Below are 23,310 nucleotides of genomic sequence, written 5' to 3' on the forward strand. Positions count from 1 at the left end.
ATGGGAAAGGCTATGGGAAGGATGGTTCATATTACAAACCATCCTTGAAGGTTACTTGCTTGCACAGTCTCTTGAGCTATAGATGTGATCAAGAGACAGGTAGTTATCGCCCTTTTTTCGCAAAACTATCGGATACCTTACTGAACATCTTCCATCTTACCCAACAAGGTACGTAAGCGATCTTGCCATGCTGATTGTTCTTGTTTGAGCTGTTCATTTTCACGTACCAGCGAATCACGGCTATCTGTTATATTTTGGACATCCTGAGATAACACTGTGTTCTTTTCTTTTAATTCTTCAATTTCCATTTGCAGCAAAGTGATGGTATCAATTGCCTGCTGAACTTTAGATTCTAGCTTTTCAAAAACTTCAAATGACATTCTTTAGCCCCTCTTATAAGCAATGCCTTGATTGTATTTAGCCTGTTAACGACTGTCTAGTTTCATACTTCTAATGTGTGGCATAACGAGAAATATAGTGACTAATCCTAAATGGAGATAAGATCACATTTCAGCGACCAATAAAACCACAATTAAATGCGAATTCGCTCATTTTGTTGACGCAACACGCAGATTTCAATTTCGCTATTTCTCGTTTCCGCTCATTAACGATAAATTCACATCGCCTTTCTCTGCGTAACCAGAACGCAGCAAGAAAGGACTAATAATTAATCTCCTCTCTGTACTTTTTATAGGATATAGAAATGAGTCAGACCACCACTCCAACATTATCAGGTCAATGCATTTCAGAATTTCTGGGTACTGCATTACTTGTTTTCTTCGGCTTAGGCTGTGTTGCTGCTGCCCGTCTTGCAGGAGCACAACTGGGTCTATGGGAAATCAGCATTATCTGGGGCTTTGGTGTTGCCCTGGCTGTTTACCTTACTGCCGGAATTTCTGGTGCACACCTGAATCCAGCAGTAACCATTGCGCTATGCCTATTTGCCAGTTTTGACAGAAAAAAAGTACTCCCTTACATCATTGCTCAAATGTTAGGCGGTTTTGTTGCCGCAGCTATCGTCTATATGATGTATTACAACCTTTTCCTTGATTATGAGCAAGTTCACAACATTGTTCGTGGATCACAAGAAAGTCTTTTCACGGCTGGAGTATTTTCCACTTACCCTGCATCACAAATTTCCGTATTCCATGCATTTATTGTTGAAGTTATCATCGCGGCTGTTTTGCTTTGCCTGATTCTGGCAATAACAGATGATGGCAATGGCATTCCACGTGGTCCTTTGGCACCACTGGTTATCGGTATTTTAATTGCTGTTATCGGTGGTTCTTTTGGCCCCCTGACCGGATTTGCCCTGAATCCCGCTCGTGATTTCGGCCCTAAGTTAGTTGCTTATTTAGCCGGATGGGGAAATATTGCTCTGACTGGTGGTCGGGACATCCCTTATTTCCTTGTTCCGTTGGTAGCCCCCGTTGTTGGTGCAATTCTGGGGGCATTTGGTTATCGCAAACTGATTACCCGCCATTTACCCTATGGAGCTTAGTTTTGCTGCCCTTGACAGATGATAACAGATAAAAAGTAAAAAAATTTTTGAATAAAACCAGGTTATAGTTATGACAACAGAAAATATGACGGATAAAAAATATATCGTTGCTTTGGATCAAGGGACAACCAGTTCACGGGCAGTAATACTTGATCACGACGCTAATATTGTCTGTATTTCACAACGTGAGTTTCCACAAATATATCCTAAGCCAGGCTGGGTGGAGCACGATCCAATGGAAATCTGGGCCAGCCAAAGCTCAACATTGGTCGAAGTGCTGGCAAAAGCAGATATCCGCACAGATCAAATTGCCAGTATTGGTATCACTAATCAACGAGAAACAACTATCATCTGGGAAAAAGAAACAGGTAAACCTGTTTACAATGCCATTGTATGGCAATGTCGCCGGACAGCAGATATTTGTACAAAACTGAAGAAAAAAGAAGGTCTGGAAGAATATATCCGTCATAACACTGGTCTGGTGATTGATCCCTATTTTTCCGGCACAAAAATAAAATGGATCTTGGACAATATTGAGGGTGTCCGCCTGCGTGCTGAAAATGGCGAACTGTTATTCGGCACAGTTGATACTTGGTTGGTTTGGAAAATGACACAAGGTCGCGTGCATGTCACCGATTACACCAATGCTTCCCGTACTATGCTATTCAACATCCATAATCTCGACTGGGATCAGAAAATCCTTGATGAGTTGGGTATTCCTCGCGTTATGTTGCCAAAAGTTGCCGCATCTTCTGAAATTTATGGTCAAACCAACATCGGTGGTAAAGGTGGTACTCGTATTCCTATTGCAGGAATTGCAGGGGATCAACAAGCTGCACTCTATGGTCAGTTATGTGTCCATCCTGGCATGGCAAAAAACACTTATGGCACAGGCTGCTTCCTGCTGATGAATACGGGAACTGATGCCGTACGTTCCAATCATGGGCTGCTGACTACCATCGCCTGTGGGCCACGAGGTGAAGTCAACTATGCGCTGGAAGGTGCCGTATTTGTAGGTGGTGCGTCTATTCAGTGGCTGCGTGATGAACTGAAACTTATTGCAGATGCAGCAGACTCCGAATACTTCGCCAAAAAAGTAAAAGACAGTAATGGCGTTTATGTTGTTCCGGCCTTTACCGGTCTTGGAGCCCCTTATTGGGATCCTTACGCCCGTGGCGCCATTTTCGGCCTGACTCGTGGTGCAAACAGTAACCATATTATTCGTGCCACACTCGAATCCATCGCTTACCAAACCCGTGATGTATTGGATGCAATGCAAGCCGATTCTGGTACACGCCTGCAAGCACTGCGCGTAGATGGTGGTGCGGTTGCCAATAATTTCTTGATGCAATTCCAGTCTGATATTCTCGGCACACGTGTCGAGCGCCCTGAAATACGCGAAAGCACAGCATTAGGTGCCGCCTTCCTTGCTGGTTTAGCTGTCGGTTTCTGGAAAGATCTTGACGAAGTGAAAAGTAAGGCAACTATCGAAAAAGAATTCCGTCCAAGTATTGAAACTACAGAACGTAATCACAGATACAACGGTTGGAAAAAAGCGGTTGCCCGTGCTCAAGAATGGGAAGACCGCGCTTGAAAAACAAACCTTTAAGGTGAAATAACCCCCAAATTGAAACATAATGCTCTGACATTACAGTACTTTTTATATGGCAGTACTGCTCTGTCAGAGCTTTCTCACTTCAATATTTTTGCCTACTACCAATATTCGCCGTCTTTATCCGACTGTCTGTTCCTGATGTTGTATCCGCTGAGAAATTGGCAACCAGCACAATAGAATAAGCAGAGCCATAAAAAACATCAGCATACCAATACTGAACTGGCCATTTTGTGGCAACATCGCCGATAACCATGTAGCCGCGCCTGACCCTATATTCTGTAATCCACCTACCAACGCCCCCGCTGCACCAGCCAGATAAGGAAATGGCTCCATAGCCCCCGTCGTTGCCAGCGGGAACAACATACCAGCGCCAAAAAAGAACAATGCAGCCGGGATCAACAGCGTCCAGATATTAATAATCCCCAACCATCCTGGCAACCACATCAACGTGCCTGCTAACAAACAACAGATGACGGAATTCCACATCAATTGATAAAACGTTTTGTTTTCACGTCCTGCATACCATGAGCCCAGAAATGCAGCAGGGATCGGCAGGATAAACAGAATACTGACAGTTAAACTGTCCAATCCTAAAACAGCCCCCATCAAAACCCCGCAGCTGGCCTCAAAAACAGCCACACCCGCCAGACTACCAACCAACATAATCAGGTAAGAAACAAAAACACCATTGGATAACAATTGGTGAAAAGAGATCAGCATCGTGCTCTGCTTTGTTTGCTCCGGGCGGGTTTCCGGTAAATGCCGGAATAAAAACAAAGTTACAGTTGCCCCCAACAGCAATAAAAACAAATAGCAAGCACGCCAACCAAAATAATGGCCTACGATACCGCCTACCATCGGTGCTAATAAAGGGCTGACCAATATCGCCATATTCAACAGACTATTGGCATAACGCAATTCTGTCCCCGTGTATAAATCTCTTGGCATAGTGCGCACCATTACTCCTCCGACCCCCGTGCCTAAGCCTTGAAATACACTGGCTATTACTAATATCAATAAACTGGAGGAAAACAGTGCACAAGTTGTGGCAACCAGAAAAATTGACATTCCTGTCAAAATAACGGGACGACGACCAATTTTATCCGATAATGGTCCATAAAAGAGCTGTGAGAGTCCATAAGAGAATAAGTATGCCGCCATAACACGCTGTACTTCACCCGCAGGTTTCCCGAAGTAATTCGCCATATCTGCAATAACTGGAACATAAATTGTCTGGGTCATCTGCCCGACAGCGGCCAACGCAATTAACATTAGCAATAAATTAAAATGCACTATTTTTCTCATCGCACTCACATACAATGTTATTTAAACAAAATACACGTGTACCCGGTTTCATTTAAGGAATAACAGCAATAACAAAGCCCCCAGGTTATTAATAAACAAACCTGACATACTGACTTCATTAGATTGAATTTTCCCGGTCAATTTATATTTTTTCTTGGCAGTATACAATTTCACACATGGAAAAAATGGCAGTCATATTTCCCATAAATGTCAATAAAAATGTACATATACCCCATAAAAATAGCAAAAATATAGTCAATGAGACTGTGACACGTAATTGATAAGGCTATTTCACTCAATCGCGTAAAATCTCGTCAAAGGAGCGCCAATTCACTCCATCTATTTCACTCCGTATTGTTACTCACTCAGTATCGTGTAGAGAGGCTAAATGCAATGGCAAACTGGGTTACAGGAAAAGTCACAGAGATAATCAATTGGACAGACTCACTATTCAGTATCAAGCTATGTGCACCAATAGAAAAATTCACTGCTGGACAATTTGCAAAACTTGCTCTCGAAGTTGAAGGAGAGCGCATCCAACGAGCTTATTCTTACGTCAATTCTCCCAATAACGATAACCTTGAGTTTTATTTAGTCACTGTGCCGGAAGGAAAGCTCAGTCCACGACTTGCTGCCTTGCAGAAAGGTGATGAATTGCTGGTCACAGAACAAGCGGCAGGTTTTTTTATCCTTGATGAAATTCCTGACTGCCAAAACCTGTGGATGCTCTCGACCGGGACAGCCATCGGGCCTTACCTTTCTATTCTTCAGCAAGGGAGTGATTTGGAACGATTTGAAAATATCATTCTGGTGCATGCCGTCAGGCTGGAGCAGGACTTAAGTTATTTACCACTCATGCAGCAATTAGAGAAATCTTTTCAGGGAAAACTGCGGATCCAAACTATCGTCAGTCGGGAAAAATGCCAGTATTCATTGATGGGGCGGATCCCGGCACTCATTGAAAATGGTGAAATGGAAGCAGCCGTCGGTTTACCTATGCAGGCAGAAAACAGCCACGTGATGCTGTGCGGAAACCCTCAGATGGTCAGAGATACCCGGCAACTACTGAAAGAGCAACGCGGCATGGAAAAACACCTGCGCCGTAAACCGGGCCATGTTACCAGCGAACAATACTGGTAACGATCAACCATAACTTTTACTTCTTATCACCTCTTCAAAGATCTTCATCTTTCAAGACACCGCTTTATTGGCGGTATCTTGAAATCTGTTGGGTAGATAAATCTATTCGGTATATACAGTTAATCAACGTTTTTGTACCGGATTGTCAGCAGAAATGTGATCAACCCTTTCTGCCGATTTGCCAAAACGGTTTGGCCCTTCTGTTCCACGAAATACACCGCAATCCAGCATAATCATGACAAAAATCAATGTCGGAATAAAACGACCAATACCCCATTGCCATATCGGTGCCATTGCGCTCCAATTAAGGGAAAGCAACACCCAGGCCAATGCCAGCAGCAACGTCCAGCCACCACGTTTATTACGGTCATGCAAGCGTTTCGAAAAAATTGCTGTTGTCGGATACAATATCAAGGCCGTACTTACCGCTGCATAATTCATGGGGAGAACATTCATTCCATGCAGAGTCAGGAGTATAAAAATCAGAGCGAAACAGATACCGATTCCGACCCAAAATTCCCGTCGCCCGATGCGACCTTTGAATGAGAATCCCCATTGTTGTAATGTCATGTACTCTTTTCCAATTGTGGATGCTGTTTTTCTGCTATTTACACTTTATTTCCGCGCTTGACACTCGGCGAGTAACAACATGAAAACAGACATAAATAAACTTCTGGTGACAATATTAATCGCTTTTAGCATCGGTTTACCATTCTCAACTGCTGCGGGTGAGCCTTCTGTCACATCAGGTATACACCCGCAACTCATGTATCTCTTGCCAGATTCCCCGGCTTTTGAAGATACCATCCCGACATTCCGGGAAAAATACAACAAAAAACACCCTGAAACTCTTCTGCATGAATATAAAGTCATTACGAGCAAAGATATCTCACTGCCTTTTATCCGCGCCGCCAGTAAAATCAACGAAAAAATCTACTCTTCAGCCGTGCTGGAGAGAGGTAGCGAGAAAATTAAAAGCCTGCAAATTACTTTATTACCATCCCAAAATGAGCAGGAAAAAGAACAGAACCTTTTGCTGACCAAACAGTATATCGTTGCCTTGATCGGCCAATTTGAACCAACACTTTCCCCAGAACAAATTAAAGAGAAAACGGAGAAACTCCTCAAGACGGCAGAAAAGCAGTCATTTTACAGCCGAAAAATGGGGGCAATACGCTATATCATCGTAAACAGCAGCGAAAATATAATGACCTTCGCTATTGAACCGATTAAGCTATCGCTATCTGACGTACCAGTAAATGAAAATTAGTGACATAGCGCAGAGCTATTCTGGCCGATGATCTTTATACTGTCGGCCTTCCACTTAAATGACATGAAGCCATTCATTGAAGAATATTAATTCAGTTCGCAATTTAATTATTTTCTGGTTGGAGGGAAAAATATGCGACATCCATTAGTTATGGGTAACTGGAAACTCAATGGCAGTACCCACATGGTTAACGACCTGATCACAGGCCTGCGTAAAGAATTGAGCAACATTGATGGCTGTGACGTCGCTATCGCACCACCAACTGTGTATGTTTCTCTGGCAAAAAGTGCACTGGCCGGCAGCCGTATCGCTCTGGGTGCACAAGATGTTGGCGTTAACCTTTCTGGTGCATTCACAGGCGAAACATCCGCAGAAATGCTGAAAGATGTGGGCGCAAGATATATTATCATCGGCCACTCTGAACGCCGCACTTACCACAAAGAAAGCGATGAATTCATAGCAAAAAAATTTGCTGTCCTGAAAGAACAAGGCCTTATTCCGGTTCTATGCATTGGTGAAACCGAACAAGAAAACGAAGCGGGCCAGACAGAAACAGTATGTGCACGCCAAATCGATGCTGTTCTTAACACATTGGGCGCAGAGGCCTTCGAAGGTGCAATCATTGCTTACGAGCCCGTTTGGGCAATCGGCACCGGCAAATCAGCAACACCAGCGCAAGCCCAGGCTGTCCATAAATTCATTCGTGACCACATCGCTAAACAAGATGCAGCCATTGCTGAGCAAGTTATCATCCAATACGGCGGCTCTGTTAACGCCGGCAATGCGGCTGAATTGTTTACCCAACCAGATATCGACGGTGCTCTGGTTGGTGGTGCATCACTGAAAGCTGATGCCTTTGCTGTTATCGTGAAAGCGGCTGCGGAAGCGAAAAAAGCCTAAGACACCTCAAACAGTTACAAAATAACCGCCACCAAGTTATCTGGTCGCGGTTATTTTTCTAATTCTTATTTCTTCTAGCCATTATTAACGCCGAATAATCTCATCAAATATGCCACCAGTAGAAAAGTGTTCCTTCTGTGCTTTTTTCCAGCCACCAAATACCTCATCAATTGTAAATACTTTCAACTCAGGGAAAATAGCACGGTACTTTTCTGCAATGGCTTTATCACGGGGACGATAATAATTTTTTGCAGCAATTTCCTGCCCAATCGGTGAATAAAGGTATTTCAGATATTCAGTTGCCAATTCGCGTGTACCTCGTTTATCAACCACTTTATCGACAACAGCCACCGTTGGTTCTGCCAGAATAGAAATGCTTGGAGTGATAATTTCGAATTTTCCTTCACCTTCCTTATCTAGAGCATTAATCGCCAGCAATGCTTCATTTTCCCATGCAATCAGTACATCACCGATACCGCGTTCAACAAAAGTATTGGTTGCCCCACGAGCACCAGAATCCAATACTTCAACATTTTTATACAACGCCTTCACAAATGCTTTTGCCTTAGCTTGATCCTGGTTGTTGTGCACCAAACTATATCCCCAGGCAGCCAGATAGTTCCAACGTGCACCACCGGATGTTTTGGGATTTGGTGTTACAACAGAAACATCAGGACGGATCAAATCTGACCAATCTTTAATCTGTTTGGGATTCCCTTTTCTCACCAGAAAAACAATCGTTGATGTATAAGGCGCGGAATTATCCGGTAAACGCTGGAGCCAGTTTTTAGCAATACTACCACGCTCTGCAATCGCATCCACATCATATGCCAACGCCAATGTTACGACATCTGCCTGAAGGCCATTAATCACTGAAGTTGCCTGCTTGCCTGAACCACCATGCGATTGTCGGATCGTTACCCGTTCTCCGGTTTTCTGCTGCCAATATTGACTGAATGCCTGATTATATTGTTGATACAACTCACGCGTCGGATCATAAGAAACATTCAAGAGTTGCACATCTTTCGCCCATACCTTTCCTCCTGTCAATATGACCAAGAATAACATTATCAGAGCAGAATACCTTGTCGTGCTCCAGTTCATTATCTTCCATTGCTTAACCTCCCATTGCGTAACCATCGTAAAATGCTCTCCTAAATTATTTATGATTTTCTCCATAAAAACTGACAGAAAGCGTTCTGACGCAGAAATAATTTAAAATTTCCACTTATTCACAACAGGAATATGACGAACAAAAAAGAACAGCCATATATATCATATGGCTGTATCTGAAAAATGAACTTACTAGTAGGGAAGAGGAGTAACCAGAACAGAATCAGTAGAGTTTTTTCGCTGTTTCCAACCAATCTTTCTTAAAGAAACGCTGCATATTTTGCACCGCATCAATAATATCATGATGGATAAGTTTCTCATTCTGGATACCAACACAGCGGCCACCATGACCTTCCAGTAGCAACTGGACAGAATAAGCCCCCATGCGTGATGCCAGAATGCGGTCATAAGCCACCGGCGCACCGCCACGCTGAATATGGCCTAATACCGTTGCACGAGTTTCATGGCGTGTTTCTGTTTCAATATATTTTGCCAGCTCATCTACTTCACAAACATGTTCAGTAATAGCGACGATGGCATGACGTTTACCTTTCTGGATACCAGCTTTAATTTCTGCTAATAGTTCTTCACGATCAAAAGGAATTTCACGTTCAGGCAGGACAATAAACTCACATCCACCGGCAATCGCTGCGGATAGAGTCAGATCACCACAATAACGTCCCATTACTTCAACAATAGAGATACGTTTGTGGGAAGTTGAGGTATCGCGCAGACGATCAATCGCTTCAACAACCGTCTCCAGTGCCGTAAAATAACCGATTGTATAATCAGTTCCCGCCACATCATTATCGATCGTACCGGGCAGACCGATACATGGGAAACCTGCCTCAGTCAGCTTTTTCGCTCCCAGATAAGAGCCATCACCACCAATCACCACCAGCGCATCAATTTCACTTTTGCGCATATTTTCAATAGCGATTTCCCGCACCTTATCATCTCTGAACTCAGGAAAACGCGCTGATCCTAAAAACGTTCCACCACGATTAATCATATCGGAAACGCTAAAGCGATCGAGCTTCTTCATCCTGTTTTCATACAACCCCAGATAGCCATCATAAATACCATAAACTTCTAACCCTTCGGTTAAAGCGGCACGAACAACTCCACGAATAGCGGCGTTCATACCCGGCGCATCTCCGCCACTCGTTAAGACTCCGATTCTTTTAATCTTGTTGATCATGATGACCTCTGACTTATAGATGTAATATTTGCCAATCTGCTGACTGCCTTCCCTGACAGGAAGATTTACAGCAGATTTTGCCAAACCTGATTGTCACTTCATTAGCTGAATTGATTCAACAGTGCCCATGATACGGAAAAATACTCAGTCTGCATTAATATTTTGTTTACTTTTTGACGATTTTTTGATTATGAATAAATTCTCCCATCAATCCCAACAATTTTTACGTGCCACTGGCACAATAGGCAAGGATCTTGGTAAATAAATAATATCGGCACTGAAACACTGATTACGCAAAAATGTTTCCAATCAACAATACACAGCCCAATACTGTCACAGCCAATGCAACAATACTGAACCATCAATTAAAATTTATGTTTATCAGCGAAAGCCCTTAGGATTATTCAGGATGGTCTATTTCAGGTATAAAAATAGCGTGTTAGATGGAAAAAGATAGGGGCAGAGAAACAAAGCGAATCGATTCTATCCAGCATGCCGCCGTGACCTTCAATAATTTCACCAAAGTCTTTCACTCCGCTGTCACGCTTAATTGCAGACATACATAACCCGCCGATAAACCCCATCAGTGTAATAGCCAATGATATCAGTCCGGCTTCCCACGGAGAAAAGGGTGTCACCCAATACAGTGACATCCCTAGCAATACCGAAGCCAAGATACCGCCAAAAAACCCTTCAACCGTTTTTTTGGGGCTTAATTTCGGCACAATGGAACGTTTACCAAATAATTTCCCGAACACATACTGCCAAACATCAGACATCTGCACCACAATCATCAGGAACAACAATAACTCAATATTTTGACCTTCATACCCAGGAATATCCAACATCAACAAAGCGGGCGCATGACTAAGGGCAAATACAGTTACCAACATACCCCACTGAATTTTTGCGGTGCGCTCCAGAAAACGAGTAGTATCACCAACCAAAGCAATGCGGGCAGGTAAAAACAGAAATACGTAAACAGGAATAAATATCGAAAACAACTCATACCACTGCATGCCCACCAAAACATACTGCACAGGTATAAAGCAGAAGAAGCACCAGAATAAAGCCTCATGGTCACCACGGCGAGTCGGCGTTAAAGTGATAAATTCGCGCAGGGCAAAAAAAGACATAACAGCAAATAATATAACTGACCCGACAGGCCCAACAACCACAGCCAGGACACAGACGATGCACATCATCCACCAGCCCCGAATACGGGCATTCAGGTTATCGATACTCGCATTACGCTTTTCTCCCGCATAACGAAATGACAAAACCCCACCAATCACGCTAGCAATAATTAATGCACCAAATATACCGCCAAATAGCAGCATCAAATTATGGCCTACTCCCATCATAGCACTAACTCCTCCAATGCAGCCTGGGCACGTTGCAAGAATGCGGCTTTACTTTCATTCTCAGTCAATTTATCCAATGGCTGACCGAATCTGGCCGAACAAATAATTGGCACCAGCAATATCTTTCCCTTTGGTAAAACGCGATTTAAATTTTCCAGATAAACCGGAATGAGTTCAGCATCAGGATACTTACGAGCCAAATAATACAGGCCACTCTTGAATGGATTGATTTGTTCACCATCTCCGCGAGTCCCTTCTGGAAAGAAAATTAAAGATTCTTTTCGCTCCAGAATCCCCGTCAACGGCGCAAGAACTTCTTCTTTGTGAGTATTCTCGCCTTGGCGCTCGATTAAAACCGCACAAAATATCTTATGCATCAGATAACGACGTAGACGGGTTTTATCCCAATAATCACGGGCCGCAACGGGATGAACCAGATGACGCAACGCAGAAGGGAGCCCAGACCAAATCACTAATCCATCAAGGTGGCTGGTGTGATTAGCATAATAAATACGACTTTTGGTCGAAGGCTGACAACCTATCCATCGCACCCGCACACCAGTCAAGATACGACATAGGCCCGATAACATCGCCCCCATACATTTTGACAGGAAGCTAATTTTATGAGTTTTTTTCATACAGGGTATCCCTATCCCTATTTATTTTTATATAGAGTAACAGTGATAAGATTTGTTTAATTAAGGGCTTGCAAGAAGGTAAGATAATCAAGATTGTTTGAGATAACAACAGGCCTATGGCCTATTCAGATATGACAAGGCTTCAGATAGCCTATACATGATGTGTAAACAGCTAATAAATTCAATTAAATCCAGTAATCCGCAAGCTATTTCTCATAAATTATCAGTAGGAAAACAACTTATGATATACCCTATGTGAGGACAAAAAAAAGCCCCTCAAGGGGGCTGAAAGACAGGGATGGTGTCTATGGCAAGGAAAATCGTTATTGATATTACTTCACGTCATATAGGTATAGCAGAATCAGTTCAATTCCCGAATAATTCGCGCCTTATAACACTTTCGGAGCTGTTGTTCTTGCTCCAATGTCAGCAATTGATACATTTGATGACGAATACGCGCTATCTCTACACTGAGATCAATATTCTGCTTTGCTACTTTTTCAAGCTGCGATCTTACCGCAGCTTCATCAAAATTCTTTGCAGTCAGAAGATTATACATCTTCCAACGTTCTGCCTGTATATCCGCCCTTACTTGCTCATGCAGATGCCGTTTTTTCACTAAATCCCACATCTGCTGTCGTTGCTGTTCAGTTAATGTAATTCCCCCAAAGACACAACTATAGTTATAGTTACGTTGGTAATAACCAGAATCACCCTTGTCGTATGGCAGACAAAACAGTGAGGAATCAGCCTCGGAGGCATTATACGCATCAGCAATTTCAGCTAAGGCCATTGCCGTTCCAAACACAGACATTGACGCTAAAGCTAATGTTGCTATTTTACGCATTTAATAATCCCTCGCTTTATCGAATAGCACTATTCGATTCAGTGCAGGTAATATAGCCTTGTGGCTGCAAACTAGCGTCAGAGCATGTAAAAGTACGTAAAGTCATGGAATAGCAAAATTTGTTATCGTATTTTGCTCTTGGAGGAAGAATGAATGCATAAGATATTATTAGTTGATGATGACCGCGAACTAACATCTTTATTAAAAGAATTACTAGAAATGGAAGGATTCAGTGTAGTGATCGCCCATGATGGTGAGCAGGCATTACAATTTATCGATTCTTCAATTGACTTGTTACTACTGGATATCATGATGCCACGTAAAAACGGCATCGAGACATTGAAGGAGCTACGTCAATACCACCAAACTCCCGTTATTATGTTAACGGCTCGAGGAAGCGATTTAGACCGCGTTCTGGGGCTAGAACTGGGGGCAGATGATTACTTACCTAAGCCTTTTAACGATCGTGAACTGGTAGCCCGTATACGCGCGATTTTACGTCGTTCCAACTGGAACGAACAACAAGCTGACAACGGTACACCTGTGCTCGAAGTCGATAAACTGCAACTCAACCCAGGGCGCCAGGAAGCCAGCTTTGATGGCAATATTCTGGATTTAACTGGAACAGAATTCACACTTCTCTACTTATTGGCTCAACATTTGGGGCAAGTGGTTTCCCGTGAACATTTAAGTCAAGAAGTATTAGGAAAACGACTCACACCTTTTGACAGAGCCATAGACATGCATATTTCTAACCTTCGTCGTAAATTACCCAACCGGACTGATGAATTACCCTGGTTTAAAACGTTACGTGGACGCGGATATTTAATGGTTTCAGCGAAATGATCAATAGCCTAACAGCCCGCATATTTGCCATTTTCTGGCTAACGCTGGCGCTCGTTTTGATGGTCGCGCTAATGGCGCCCAAACTGGACTCAAGGCAATTAACCCCACTATTAGACAGTGAATATCAGCAAGGCAACCAGATAGCCAAACATATTGGAGAAGAATTAACTCGTTATCCACCCAATGATCTATTCTGGTGGCTCAGGCTAGATCGTGCCATTGCCCAATGGGCACCACCAGATCAATTCTTATATCTTGCTACTACTGAAGGGCGTGTCGTTGGTCATGAGAAAAATTTTATGCAGGTTGTTCGCAATTTCCTCGGCCAATCTGACAATACAGACCACCCTAAAAAGAAAAAATATGGTCGCATAGAAATACTTGGGCCATTTTCAATACGTGATGGTGGAGATTACTATCATCTCTACCAGCTTCGGCCAGCAGGCAGCCCACAATCAGATTTTATTAATTTGATGTTTGATCGCCCTTTCCTGCTGCCTGCGGCAACCATGTTAATCAGTGCACCACTACTCCTATGGCTGGCATGGAGTTTAGCAAAACCTGCCCGTAAGTTAAAAAACGCGGCAGATGAAGTAGCAAAAGGTAATCTAAGACAACATCCCGAACTGGAATCAGGCCCACAAGAATTTCTGGCTGCTGGCAGCAGTTTCAACCAAATGATCAGTGCATTAGAAAGAATGGTAACCGCCCAACAACGGCTGATATCCGATATTTCGCACGAATTACGCACTCCCCTTACCCGCTTACAACTTGCAACAGCATTGCTACGCCGCCGCCACGGAGAAAGCAAAGAACTGGAGCGCATTGAAACAGAAACTCAGCGTCTGGATGGCATGATTAATGACCTTTTAATACTTTCCCGCAACCAACATAAGAACGAGTTACTGCGTGAAAATGTCAAAGCCAGTGAGATATGGAATGACATATTGGAAAATGCCAAATTTGAAGTCGAACAGATGAACAAAACGCTGGATATCGTTTCTCCCCCTGGTTCATGGACTATTTACTGCAACCCGGCAGTACTTGGCAGTGCGCTAGAAAACATCGTCCGCAACGCCCTTCGCTATTCCAGCAGCCATATCGCTGTTGCATTTAAAGCTGATAATCATGGCGTGACGATTACAGTTGATGATGATGGCCCTGGGGTCAACCCTGAAGACCGTGAACATATCTTCCGCCCGTTTTACCGGACAGACGAAGCGAGGGATAGAGAATCAGGCGGAACTGGATTGGGGTTAGCGATAGTACAAACTGCGGTAGAACAGCATCGAGGTTGGGTTAAAGCAGAAGATAGCCCTTTAGGGGGGCTACGGTTGGTGATTTGGTTACCGTTGCATGGGCGGTAGGTGGATGGCGCCCTGACCGAAATTTAGTTAATAACAGTATGTAATAATTTAAAAAAAAAGACTATTATGCTTGACCTTGAGGCATTGAGAGTCTACTCTCGTCGCGTATTAATGAAAATTACTCATATAGTGATTTATATTTAGAGAAAAACATTTTTATATCAAACAGATAACCAATCCACGATTAGTGATAGGCACTCTGGGAGCCGTAACCTAGTGCGGTAGCTTTAATCAGATATAGAAATATATATTCCCTTTCCAATTCTGCATCATCTTAAAATCAGCCGAAAAATTTAAAAATGAAAATTCTGGTTACTGATGGAGCTGGTTTCATAGGCTCTGTGTTCTCTGCATTGATTCCATCAAAATCATTTGAGCTTATACTATCTTCTTGAAATTTCATTCCTAGACACCATGCCGATTTTTATTCATTTACAAGAAAATATAAAATTCAATAAGTTAAAATCTGACAATATGAAATAATGAAAAGCTTGTAATTGACTGGTTTTAGAAATAACTCTTCAACTTTCAGCTAAAGACCAAACTGCCTCTGCATTAAAAAATACAATATATTGAGTAAATATGACCACAACAGTTAAACTATCTCCTTCTCAAATCACATTCAGGGCAATAAAAAGTAAGACAGTTCTGGAGTCCGCTCTAGAATCTGGCGTGGTACTAGAGTATAGCTGCAAGAATGGTTCGTGTGGTATGTGTGAATCCGTTTTGATTGCTGGGGAAGTATCCGATAAACAAGAGAATGTCTACAAAACTGGCGATCGTTTTCTAACTTGTCAATGCAAGCCTACCTCTGACGAGGTTACTATAGAAGCTGAATATTACCCGGAACTTGCTGAGATAACACAAAAGATTGTTCCCTGCAAAGTTAGTTCAACTAATATAATAGCGGATGAATATATAATCATTAAATTTAGGCTGCCACCCACTGCATCTTTTGCATTCCTACCTGGTCAATACATCAATCTACATTATCAAGGGATAGTACGTAGTTACTCCATCGCTAACGCTAATATTCAAGATGGAATTGAGTTACATATTCGCCGAGTCAATAATGGTGCTATGAGTGGCCTCTTGTTTAATAACTTGGCTATAAATACCTTATTGAGGTTAGAAGGGCCAATAGGAACTTTCTTTGTCAGAGACGATGTACGCCCCATTATTTTTCTTGCTGGCGGCACAGGATTTGCTCCAGTTAAGTCTATGGTTGAAAAACTTATTCAACAAGATTCCAAACGCGATATTCACATCTATTGGGGAATGAACAATAGCTCTGATTTCTACTCGAATCTCCCAATAGAATGGGCAGATAAACACGAAAATATACGTTATGTACCAGTCATATCTGGTGAAGATTCTCAATGGTCAGGAAGAAAAGGATTCGTACATAAAGCAGTAATAGAGGATTTTCATAGCCTCTCAACATTTGCCGTGTATGCTTGTGGTTCCCCAATGATGATTGAAGCTGCAAGAGCTGATTTTGTAAAAAAAGAACTGTCTGGCAAACACTTCTTCTCTGATGCATTTACCGTATCTAAATAAATGAGGAAATAATGAAGGCTGTAATTCTTGCCGGTGGGCTGGGTACTCGCCTAAGCGAAGAAACTATCGTAAAACCGAAACCAATGGTAGAAATTGGTGGCAAGCCTATCTTGTGGCATATCATGAAAATGTATTCTGCTCATGGCATCAATGACTTTATTATCTGCTGTGGCTACAAGGGATATGTTATCAAGGAATATTTTGCCAACTATTTCCTGCATATGTCTGACGTAACATTCCGTATGACAGAAAATCGAATGGAAGTTCACGAAAAACGAGCAGAGCCTTGGAATGTAACGTTAGTTGATACCGGAGATGCCTCTATGACTGGTGGTCGTCTAAAACGAGTAGCAGAATATGTAAAAAACGATGATGCTTTTCTATTTACCTATGGAGATGGTGTTGCCGACGTAGATATCCAGGGTACTATAGATTTTCATCGTAGCCATGGGAAATTAGCTACCCTTACCGCAACTTTCCCTCCTGGACGATTTGGAGCACTTGATATCCAAAATAAACAGATCCGTTCCTTCAAAGAGAAACCCAAAGGAGATGGGGCCATGATCAATGGCGGTTTCTTTGTACTCAATCCTAAGGTAATTAATCTTATCAATAACGATGCCACTATCTGGGAACAGGAACCTTTGATGACCTTGGCAGAACAAGGGGAATTGATGGCATATGAACATACAGGATTCTGGCAACCGATGGATACTCTACGCGACAAGCATCATCTTGAAGAGTTATGGTTAAAAGAACAGGCCCCCTGGAAAATTTGGGAGTAAACACTGTGATTGATGTGAACTTCTGGAGCGGAAAGCGTGTTTTCCTTACTGGTCATACTGGTTTTAAAGGTGGTTGGCTTTCCCTCTGGCTTGAAGAGATGGGGGCAACTGTTCGTGGCTATTCACTCCCTGCCCCAACTGAGCCCAGCCTATTTGAAACAGCAAGTGTTTACAAAGGATTACTTTCTGAAGAGGGAGATATCCGCGATTTCTTCCATCTACGTCAAGCCATGGCTGACTTCAAACCCGAAATAGTCTTTCATATGGCTGCTCAGCCTTTAGTAAGGCTCTCCTACGATAACCCAGTTGAAACCTATTCCACCAATGTAATGGGTACTGTCTATCTACTAGAAACCATCAAACAGATTGAGGGAGTTAAAGCTGTTGTAAATATCACCAGTGATAAATGCTACGAAAATAAAGAATGGGTTTGGGGATATCGTGAAAATGAAGCAATGGGTGGCTACGATCCTTACTCCAATAGTAAAGGATGTGCAGAACTAGTAGCTTCGGCCTACCGTAGCTCTTTCTTTAGTCCCAAAGATTACGCACATCATGGAGTTGCTTTGGCCTCAGTTCGTGCTGGTAATGTTATCGGCGGTGGTGATTGGGCTAAAGATCGACTGATCCCAGATATTTTACGTTCTTTCCAGAATAACGAACCTGTAGTTATTCGCAATCCATACTCGATTCGTCCATGGCAACACGTTCTAGAACCACTTTCCGGCTATCTACTGCTAGCTCAACATCTTTATAAAGATGGCTGTAACTTTGCCGAGGGATGGAACTTTGGCCCCAATGACAATGATGCCAAACCCGTTCAGTTTATCGTTGAAACCATGATCCAATTATGGGGAGAAAGTGCTACTTGGCAACTTGATGGTACAGAACATCCACATGAAGCTCATTACCTCAAGCTAGATTGCTCCAAAGCTAAAGTAAGAATGAATTGGCATCCGCGCTGGGATTTAGTTAATACGCTAGAACGTATCGTTAACTGGCATAAAGCATGGTTGTCCGGTGAAGATATGCGTGAAGTTTCACTTCGTGAAATCCGCGATTATATGGCGGCACAATAAGGTAACTTTGTTACGGTTATACCTACAGATTTCAGGAGATAGGGTATATATGGCTTTTAACCTATATAGCCGTAACATATTTCCCCCTTTTATATTGCTGACAAGAACAAGTAATACAATCGATTGACAGGAAATGAATTAATGAGTGCTCAAGCATTGCGTGAACAGATCTCCTCACTGGTTGCTCAGTATGCAGAGGAGGCAATGGCGCCTAAACCTTTTGTAGCAGGTACTAGCGTAGTACCACCTTCTGGTAAAGTAATCGGCTCCCGAGAACTGCAACTAATGGTTGAAGCATCACTAGATGGTTGGCTGACTACCGGGCGTTTTAATGATGCCTTTGAGAAAAAACTAGGTGAGTATATTGGCGTACCCCATGTGCTAACCACAACATCAGGTTCATCTGCTAACCTGTTAGCCTTAACGGCTTTGACATCTCACAAATTGGGAGAACGTGCGCTGAAACCAGGGGATGAAGTCATCACTGTAGCAGCCGGCTTTCCAACGACTGTTAACCCATCTATTCAAAATGGTCTTATTCCTGTCTTTGTCGATGTAGATATTCCAACTTACAACATTGACTCAACACTAATTGAAGCTGCCGTCACTGAAAAAACTAAAGCTATCATGGTCGCCCACACATTGGGTAACCCATTTAATTTGGCTGAAGTACGCCGCATAGCTGATAAATACAAATTATGGCTTATTGAAGACTGCTGTGATGCTCTCGGCACTCGTTATGATGGAAAAATGGTTGGAACATTCGGTGATATTGGCACCGTTAGCTTCTATCCTGCGCACCATATTACTATGGGTGAAGGTGGTGCTGTGTTCACTAAGTCAGCTAAACTAAAAACGATTATTGAATCTTTCCGTGATTGGGGACGCGATTGTTATTGTGCACCCGGCTGCGATAATACCTGTGGCAAACGTTTTGGTCAGCAACTGGGATCATTGCCTCATGGTTATGATCACAAGTACACCTATTCTCATCTCGGTTACAACTTGAAGATCACCGACATGCAGGCTGCCTGTGGGCTGGCTCAATTGGAGCGCGTTGAAGAATTTGTTGAACAGCGTAAGGCTAACTTTGCCTATCTGAAAGCAGGGCTGGCAAACTGCACCGAGTTCCTTGAATTACCTGAAGCAACCGAAAATTCAGAACCTTCTTGGTTTGGTTTCCCTATCACATTAAAAGAAACCAGTGGAATTAACCGTGTTGAACTTCTCAAGTTCTTGGACGAAGCCAAAATCGGTACACGTTTGCTGTTTGCCGGAAATCTGACTCGCCAACCTTATTTTGCTAACCGCGAGTATCGTGTGGTTGGTGAGTTGACTAATACCGACCGTATCATGCATCAAACATTCTGGATTGGTATTTATCCTGGCTTGACTAAAGACCACTTGGATCATGTCATTACTAAGTTTGAAGAGTTCTTTGGGGTTAGTTTTTAATTAATCATTATAGGTAAATCGCAATGGTAGAAAAATCAAAAACAGTTATATTAAGTGGAGGTAGTGGATTTATAGGCTCTCATTTAATTAACTCTTTATTAAATCAAAATATTTCTGTCATTGCAATTACTCGTTCTAAAATTAACAAACCATTATGCAGAAGCTCACAACTAATTTGGTGTGAATGGCAAGAAATTGAGGATGTTATTAAATACCACAAAAAAAATTCCGACTTTTTGGCTGTAATCCATTTAGCAACTGTATATGGGCGTGAGCTAGATAATTTTATTGAAATTGAGAATGGAAATGTAATAAAACCTCTTCAATTACTTGAAGTTATAATTAAAAATAACATACCTTTATTCATTAATACTGATAGCTATTTTTCAAAGCCGCATTTTAATTATCAATATATGCGTCCTTATATAATAACCAAACAACATTTAAATGAATGGGGTAAATTATTATCTAATAAATATGGATTTTCATTTATTAATATGAGGCTAGAACATATTTATGGCCCTGGAGATAGTCAAGGAAAATTTATTCCATTTATTTTAGATGCCTTTAAGAAAAATCATAAAGAAATAAAATGCACTGATGGAATGCAACGGCGAGATTTTATTTATGTATCCGATGTTGTTGATGCTTTTATCACAATATTAGAATCAAAATGTTTGCCTATATACTCTGAATATCAAGTAGGATTAGGATACTCTGTTTTTATGAAAGATTTCATAGAATGTATGAAAGAGTGTTTTCCTTATACTAATACTCAAATAAAATATGGTGTATTACCTCATCGTGATAATGAAATAATGGATTCATTTGCAGATATCTCTTCATTATCTGCATTAGGTTGGCATCCTAAGTTTGATTATAAAAAAGGCATAAAGGCTATGGTTGGCATAGTATGACTATTAGTTATTAACAGAAAAATATTATTCTAAATTAAACAGGCTTTAAAATTGCTAAAAATACCAAACCATCTTATTGTAGCAAGCTCCTCATGGCTTTCTAAAATAATTATCGCCGGCGTTCAAATCATTAGCATTTCTTATTTGATACCCTTATTAGGTGAAGATAAATATGCTGTATTTAGTCTACTTACTGGACTATTAGCATGGTGTACTCTTGTTGATCTTGGCGTTGGAAATAGCCTCCAGAATTATATATCAGAATCAAGGGTAAATAAAGAGAGCTATGATGGACTCATTAAAGCATCAATACAACTTGTTGTCTTATCTCTAATATTTTTTATACTATTTTTTTATATCTCATCAGATTTTCTGTCTTCACTTTATTTATCTTCATTTGGTACTATAATAGATCATGAAAATAGAAATTCTTTTTTTATAGCAAGTGTAATATTTAGTATAATTGGTATAGGAACTGTTTCTTACAAAATATTATTTTCTGAATTCTTAGGATGGAAAGCAAATATATATAATGCAATTTCATATATTCTAGGACTATTAAGTGTCGTATTTATCCTAAAATATGGTATATATACAAATGTTAGTGGAGCTTTAATGGCTCTTTATGCTCCCGTAGGAGCTATCTCCCTGTGTTATCTTATATATAGATATGCTAAAATATCTCATGTTAAAGTTGACGTAAAATATTACGTTATAATTACTAAGAGATCCATTGGGTTTCTTTTTTTTGCATTTTTATCAATGCTAGTATTACAAGTAGACTATATTGTCATATCACAGAGATTAAGTCCATCTGACATTGTCAAATATACGATAATGATGAAAATATTTTCTCTTGTTTTTTTTATTTATAGTGCTGTGTTACAGGCATTATGGCCAGTATGTGCTGAACTAAGAGTAAAATGCGAATGGAAACGACTAAATAAAATAATAATTATAAATATTGTTTTCGGTATTATATTTATATGCTTAAGCACAACGTTTATTTATTTATTCAAAGCCAAAATATTCAACCTTATAGCAAAAGAAATTAATTATGCTCTAAGCTTCGAAGTATTAATATTACTAGCAATATATTTTTGTATTAGAGTATGGACTGATACCTACGCAATGCTCCTTCAAAGCATGAATCATCTTAAAATATTATGGTTTTTTGTTCCATTTCAAGCCGGAATTAGCATATTATCTCAATGGTATTTATCCAAAAATTTAGGTATAAATGGAATCTTACTAGGATTAATTTTTTCGTTTCTGCTTACTGTCTTTTGGGGACTTCCTTTAGCTTACAAAAATAAAATAAAACAGGTAAAAAACGCATGAAAGTATCATTCTGCATTCCGACTTATAACAGAGCGGAATATTTAGAGCCATTGATAGAAAGTATAGCAAATCAATTAAATCATTCTTTAGACATAGAGATATGCATCTCAGATAATGCATCTACTGATGGGACCGATAAGATGATTACGAATTGGCGAAAAAAATTTAATATACCAATACATTATCACCGTCACCATGAAAATATTGGACCAGATAGAAACTTTCTTTCAGCTGTAAATATGGGAACTGGCGATTATTGCTGGATATTCGGAAGTGATGATATTCTTGCGAATGAGGCGCTTTCCTCGATACAAGTATTGCTTTCAAAAGGATATGACATTTACCTTTGCGATCGGAAAGAGATGGATATTTCTATGAAAGTTGTTAGAAATCCTCATCGAAAGTGGTTGTTATGTGATACCTCTACATTTGTGATTAATGGAGATGATGAATTAGTAAATTATTTTAACCATTGCCAATCTATTGGTGGAGTTTTTAGCTATTTGAGCTCTATTATAGTGAAGAGAAACAGATGGAATGCAATTAAATTCGACGAAAGCTATGTAGGTACAGCATATTCACATGTTTATATTCTTCTTAGAATTCTTAATCATAAAGGAACTATATTAAAATATATATCTTCTCCCCTAGTTTTGTGCAGAGGTGATAATGATTTTTTTGTAAGTTCAGGTATGGCAAAAAGAATTAAAATAGATTTTATAGGTTATTTGAAATTATCTAATGATCTTTATACAGAATCCTGCTCGATAACTCAAGCGTTGCATGGTGTATTACTAAGAGAAAGACCTTGGTTATATACATCATTAGCAATGGCTTGTTATGGTAATCAAGAAGATAAACGACATTTATTATATTATTATGAAGAAATGGGATATAGTAAATTTTTGACAGAATTTATATTTCTTTGGGGAGGGCTTGCTAGATATTTAAAAAATTCTGGCAAACTCAAGTCCTTTATACGAAAGATTAAATTATAAATATTATAGTGATTCCCGTTTATTAAAATAATTTAGCTAATAGACAAAATAATTTTTTATTAGTATTG

General features: G+C 40.8%; 22 protein-coding genes. 14 read left to right on the forward strand and 8 right to left on the reverse strand.

Features of this window, described 5'->3' with window-relative positions; translation table 11 throughout:
* Positions 1-137 precede the first annotated feature (137 nt).
* Positions 138-380: a cell division protein ZapB gene (gene zapB / locus Xind_RS24955; RefSeq protein ID WP_047682650.1), complete on the reverse strand. Its 243-nt coding sequence runs from the start codon at positions 378-380 to the stop codon at positions 138-140.
* Between the two features lie 323 nt (positions 381-703).
* On the opposite strand from zapB, the gene Xind_RS24960 reads away from it, so the two are divergent.
* Positions 704-1,501 carry an MIP/aquaporin family protein gene (locus tag Xind_RS24960; RefSeq protein ID WP_187649987.1) on the forward strand — a complete coding sequence of 266 codons (798 nt, stop codon included), beginning with the start codon at positions 704-706 and terminating at the stop codon, positions 1,499-1,501.
* Positions 1,502-1,571: 70 nt separating this feature from the next.
* A complete protein-coding gene (glpK, locus tag Xind_RS24965; RefSeq protein ID WP_187649988.1) occupies positions 1,572-3,095 on the forward strand; it encodes a glycerol kinase GlpK in 1,524 nt (507 codons plus the stop codon).
* A 138-nt stretch (positions 3,096-3,233) separates the two neighbouring features.
* Here glpK and emrD read toward each other — a convergent pair whose 3' ends face one another.
* Positions 3,234-4,421 carry a multidrug efflux MFS transporter EmrD gene (emrD, locus tag Xind_RS24970; protein WP_187649989.1) on the reverse strand — a complete coding sequence of 396 codons (1,188 nt, stop codon included), beginning with the start codon at positions 4,419-4,421 and terminating at the stop codon, positions 3,234-3,236.
* A gap of 393 nt (positions 4,422-4,814) precedes the next feature.
* Here emrD and fpr point away from each other — a divergent pair, with 393 nt between their 5' ends.
* Positions 4,815-5,561 (forward strand): ferredoxin--NADP(+) reductase, encoded by a 747-nt coding sequence (gene fpr, locus Xind_RS24975; RefSeq protein WP_047682662.1) that lies wholly within the window; start codon positions 4,815-4,817, stop codon positions 5,559-5,561.
* A gap of 123 nt (positions 5,562-5,684) precedes the next feature.
* On the opposite strand, the gene Xind_RS24980 is transcribed toward fpr, so the two are convergent.
* The gene (locus Xind_RS24980; protein ID WP_047682665.1) at positions 5,685-6,131 is read right to left on the reverse strand and encodes a DUF805 domain-containing protein; all 447 of its coding nucleotides are present in this window, start codon (positions 6,129-6,131) and stop codon (positions 5,685-5,687) included.
* A 79-nt stretch (positions 6,132-6,210) separates the two neighbouring features.
* Here Xind_RS24980 and Xind_RS24985 point away from each other — a divergent pair, with 79 nt between their 5' ends.
* Positions 6,211-6,831, forward strand: coding sequence for a DUF1454 family protein (locus Xind_RS24985; RefSeq protein ID WP_047682667.1), 621 nt, complete (start codon positions 6,211-6,213; stop codon positions 6,829-6,831).
* Positions 6,832-6,963: 132 nt separating this feature from the next.
* A complete protein-coding gene (tpiA, locus tag Xind_RS24990) occupies positions 6,964-7,731 on the forward strand; it encodes a triose-phosphate isomerase (protein ID WP_047682669.1) in 768 nt (255 codons plus the stop codon).
* A gap of 84 nt (positions 7,732-7,815) precedes the next feature.
* Here the strand turns inward: tpiA and Xind_RS24995 are convergent, their stop codons facing one another.
* The 5 genes from Xind_RS24995 to Xind_RS25015 form a co-directional block, all read right to left on the reverse strand.
* Positions 7,816-8,799, reverse strand: a complete 984-nt coding sequence (locus Xind_RS24995; RefSeq protein ID WP_187650054.1) for a sulfate ABC transporter substrate-binding protein — start codon at positions 8,797-8,799, stop codon at positions 7,816-7,818.
* 268 nt (positions 8,800-9,067) lie between these two features.
* Positions 9,068-10,045, reverse strand: coding sequence for a 6-phosphofructokinase (gene pfkA, locus Xind_RS25000; RefSeq protein ID WP_187649990.1), 978 nt, complete (start codon positions 10,043-10,045; stop codon positions 9,068-9,070).
* Positions 10,046-10,464: 419 nt separating this feature from the next.
* Positions 10,465-11,409, reverse strand: coding sequence for a phosphatidate cytidylyltransferase (locus Xind_RS25005; protein ID WP_187649991.1), 945 nt, complete (start codon positions 11,407-11,409; stop codon positions 10,465-10,467).
* The gene (locus Xind_RS25010; RefSeq protein ID WP_047682679.1) at positions 11,406-12,047 is read right to left on the reverse strand and encodes a lysophospholipid acyltransferase family protein; all 642 of its coding nucleotides are present in this window, start codon (positions 12,045-12,047) and stop codon (positions 11,406-11,408) included. Before Xind_RS25010 ends, Xind_RS25005 begins: the two co-directional genes overlap by 4 nt.
* Before the next feature lie 361 nt (positions 12,048-12,408).
* Complete coding sequence (locus Xind_RS25015; protein WP_187649992.1) at positions 12,409-12,894, reverse strand: Spy/CpxP family protein refolding chaperone; 486 nt, start codon at positions 12,892-12,894, stop codon at positions 12,409-12,411.
* Between the two features lie 153 nt (positions 12,895-13,047).
* On the opposite strand from Xind_RS25015, the gene cpxR reads away from it, so the two are divergent.
* The 9 genes from cpxR (at position 13,048) to Xind_RS25060 (ending at position 23,242) form a co-directional block, all read left to right on the forward strand.
* On the forward strand, positions 13,048-13,740 hold the full coding sequence (gene cpxR, locus Xind_RS25020) for an envelope stress response regulator transcription factor CpxR (RefSeq protein WP_047682683.1): 693 nt from the start codon (positions 13,048-13,050) through the stop codon (positions 13,738-13,740).
* Positions 13,737-15,107: an envelope stress sensor histidine kinase CpxA gene (gene cpxA / locus Xind_RS25025; RefSeq protein WP_187649993.1), complete on the forward strand. Its 1,371-nt coding sequence runs from the start codon at positions 13,737-13,739 to the stop codon at positions 15,105-15,107. Before cpxR ends, cpxA begins: the two co-directional genes overlap by 4 nt.
* 582 nt (positions 15,108-15,689) lie before the next feature.
* Complete coding sequence (locus Xind_RS25030) at positions 15,690-16,667, forward strand: FAD-binding oxidoreductase (RefSeq protein ID WP_187649994.1); 978 nt, start codon at positions 15,690-15,692, stop codon at positions 16,665-16,667.
* A gap of 11 nt (positions 16,668-16,678) precedes the next feature.
* Positions 16,679-17,452, forward strand: coding sequence for a glucose-1-phosphate cytidylyltransferase (gene rfbF / locus Xind_RS25035; protein WP_187649995.1), 774 nt, complete (start codon positions 16,679-16,681; stop codon positions 17,450-17,452).
* A 5-nt stretch (positions 17,453-17,457) separates the two neighbouring features.
* Positions 17,458-18,531, forward strand: a complete 1,074-nt coding sequence (gene rfbG / locus Xind_RS25040; RefSeq protein WP_187649996.1) for a CDP-glucose 4,6-dehydratase — start codon at positions 17,458-17,460, stop codon at positions 18,529-18,531.
* 141 nt (positions 18,532-18,672) lie between these two features.
* Positions 18,673-19,986 carry a lipopolysaccharide biosynthesis protein RfbH gene (gene rfbH / locus Xind_RS25045; protein ID WP_187649997.1) on the forward strand — a complete coding sequence of 438 codons (1,314 nt, stop codon included), beginning with the start codon at positions 18,673-18,675 and terminating at the stop codon, positions 19,984-19,986.
* 23 nt (positions 19,987-20,009) lie between these two features.
* A complete protein-coding gene (locus tag Xind_RS25050; protein WP_187649998.1) occupies positions 20,010-20,903 on the forward strand; it encodes an SDR family oxidoreductase in 894 nt (297 codons plus the stop codon).
* A gap of 51 nt (positions 20,904-20,954) precedes the next feature.
* Entirely contained in the window at positions 20,955-22,244 is a 1,290-nt protein-coding gene (locus tag Xind_RS25055; RefSeq protein WP_187649999.1) for an MATE family efflux transporter, read from the forward strand.
* Positions 22,241-23,242, forward strand: coding sequence for a glycosyltransferase family 2 protein (locus Xind_RS25060; RefSeq protein WP_187650000.1), 1,002 nt, complete (start codon positions 22,241-22,243; stop codon positions 23,240-23,242). Before Xind_RS25055 ends, Xind_RS25060 begins: the two co-directional genes overlap by 4 nt.
* The last annotated feature ends 68 nt before the right edge of the window (positions 23,243-23,310 follow it).

The sequence above is a fragment of the Xenorhabdus indica genome (genome assembly GCF_014467235.1).
Classification (GTDB): domain Bacteria; phylum Pseudomonadota; class Gammaproteobacteria; order Enterobacterales; family Enterobacteriaceae; genus Xenorhabdus; species Xenorhabdus indica.

What these genes read in the sequence shown, in the direction of transcription:
- rfbF (WP_187649995.1), top strand. Translation starts at nt 16,679, where the DNA reads ATGAAGGCTGTAATTCTTGCCGGTGGGCTGGGTACTCGCCTAAGCGAA.
- Xind_RS25015 (WP_187649992.1), bottom strand. Translation starts at nt 12,894, where the DNA reads ATGCGTAAAATAGCAACATTAGCTTTAGCGTCAATGTCTGTGTTTGGA.
- Xind_RS25005 (WP_187649991.1), bottom strand. Translation starts at nt 11,409, where the DNA reads ATGATGGGAGTAGGCCATAATTTGATGCTGCTATTTGGCGGTATATTT.
- Xind_RS24980 (WP_047682665.1), bottom strand. Translation starts at nt 6,131, where the DNA reads ATGACATTACAACAATGGGGATTCTCATTCAAAGGTCGCATCGGGCGA.
- Xind_RS24985 (WP_047682667.1), top strand. Translation starts at nt 6,211, where the DNA reads ATGAAAACAGACATAAATAAACTTCTGGTGACAATATTAATCGCTTTT.
- Xind_RS24960 (WP_187649987.1), top strand. Translation starts at nt 704, where the DNA reads ATGAGTCAGACCACCACTCCAACATTATCAGGTCAATGCATTTCAGAA.
- rfbH (WP_187649997.1), top strand. Translation starts at nt 18,673, where the DNA reads ATGAGTGCTCAAGCATTGCGTGAACAGATCTCCTCACTGGTTGCTCAG.
- Xind_RS25030 (WP_187649994.1), top strand. Translation starts at nt 15,690, where the DNA reads ATGACCACAACAGTTAAACTATCTCCTTCTCAAATCACATTCAGGGCA.
- tpiA (WP_047682669.1), top strand. Translation starts at nt 6,964, where the DNA reads ATGCGACATCCATTAGTTATGGGTAACTGGAAACTCAATGGCAGTACC.
- Xind_RS25050 (WP_187649998.1), top strand. Translation starts at nt 20,010, where the DNA reads ATGGTAGAAAAATCAAAAACAGTTATATTAAGTGGAGGTAGTGGATTT.
- Xind_RS25010 (WP_047682679.1), bottom strand. Translation starts at nt 12,047, where the DNA reads ATGAAAAAAACTCATAAAATTAGCTTCCTGTCAAAATGTATGGGGGCG.
- fpr (WP_047682662.1), top strand. Translation starts at nt 4,815, where the DNA reads ATGGCAAACTGGGTTACAGGAAAAGTCACAGAGATAATCAATTGGACA.
- zapB (WP_047682650.1), bottom strand. Translation starts at nt 380, where the DNA reads ATGTCATTTGAAGTTTTTGAAAAGCTAGAATCTAAAGTTCAGCAGGCA.
- Xind_RS24995 (WP_187650054.1), bottom strand. Translation starts at nt 8,799, where the DNA reads ATGTTATTCTTGGTCATATTGACAGGAGGAAAGGTATGGGCGAAAGAT.
- emrD (WP_187649989.1), bottom strand. Translation starts at nt 4,421, where the DNA reads ATGAGAAAAATAGTGCATTTTAATTTATTGCTAATGTTAATTGCGTTG.
- cpxA (WP_187649993.1), top strand. Translation starts at nt 13,737, where the DNA reads ATGATCAATAGCCTAACAGCCCGCATATTTGCCATTTTCTGGCTAACG.
- cpxR (WP_047682683.1), top strand. Translation starts at nt 13,048, where the DNA reads ATGCATAAGATATTATTAGTTGATGATGACCGCGAACTAACATCTTTA.
- Xind_RS25060 (WP_187650000.1), top strand. Translation starts at nt 22,241, where the DNA reads ATGAAAGTATCATTCTGCATTCCGACTTATAACAGAGCGGAATATTTA.
- pfkA (WP_187649990.1), bottom strand. Translation starts at nt 10,045, where the DNA reads ATGATCAACAAGATTAAAAGAATCGGAGTCTTAACGAGTGGCGGAGAT.
- glpK (WP_187649988.1), top strand. Translation starts at nt 1,572, where the DNA reads ATGACAACAGAAAATATGACGGATAAAAAATATATCGTTGCTTTGGAT.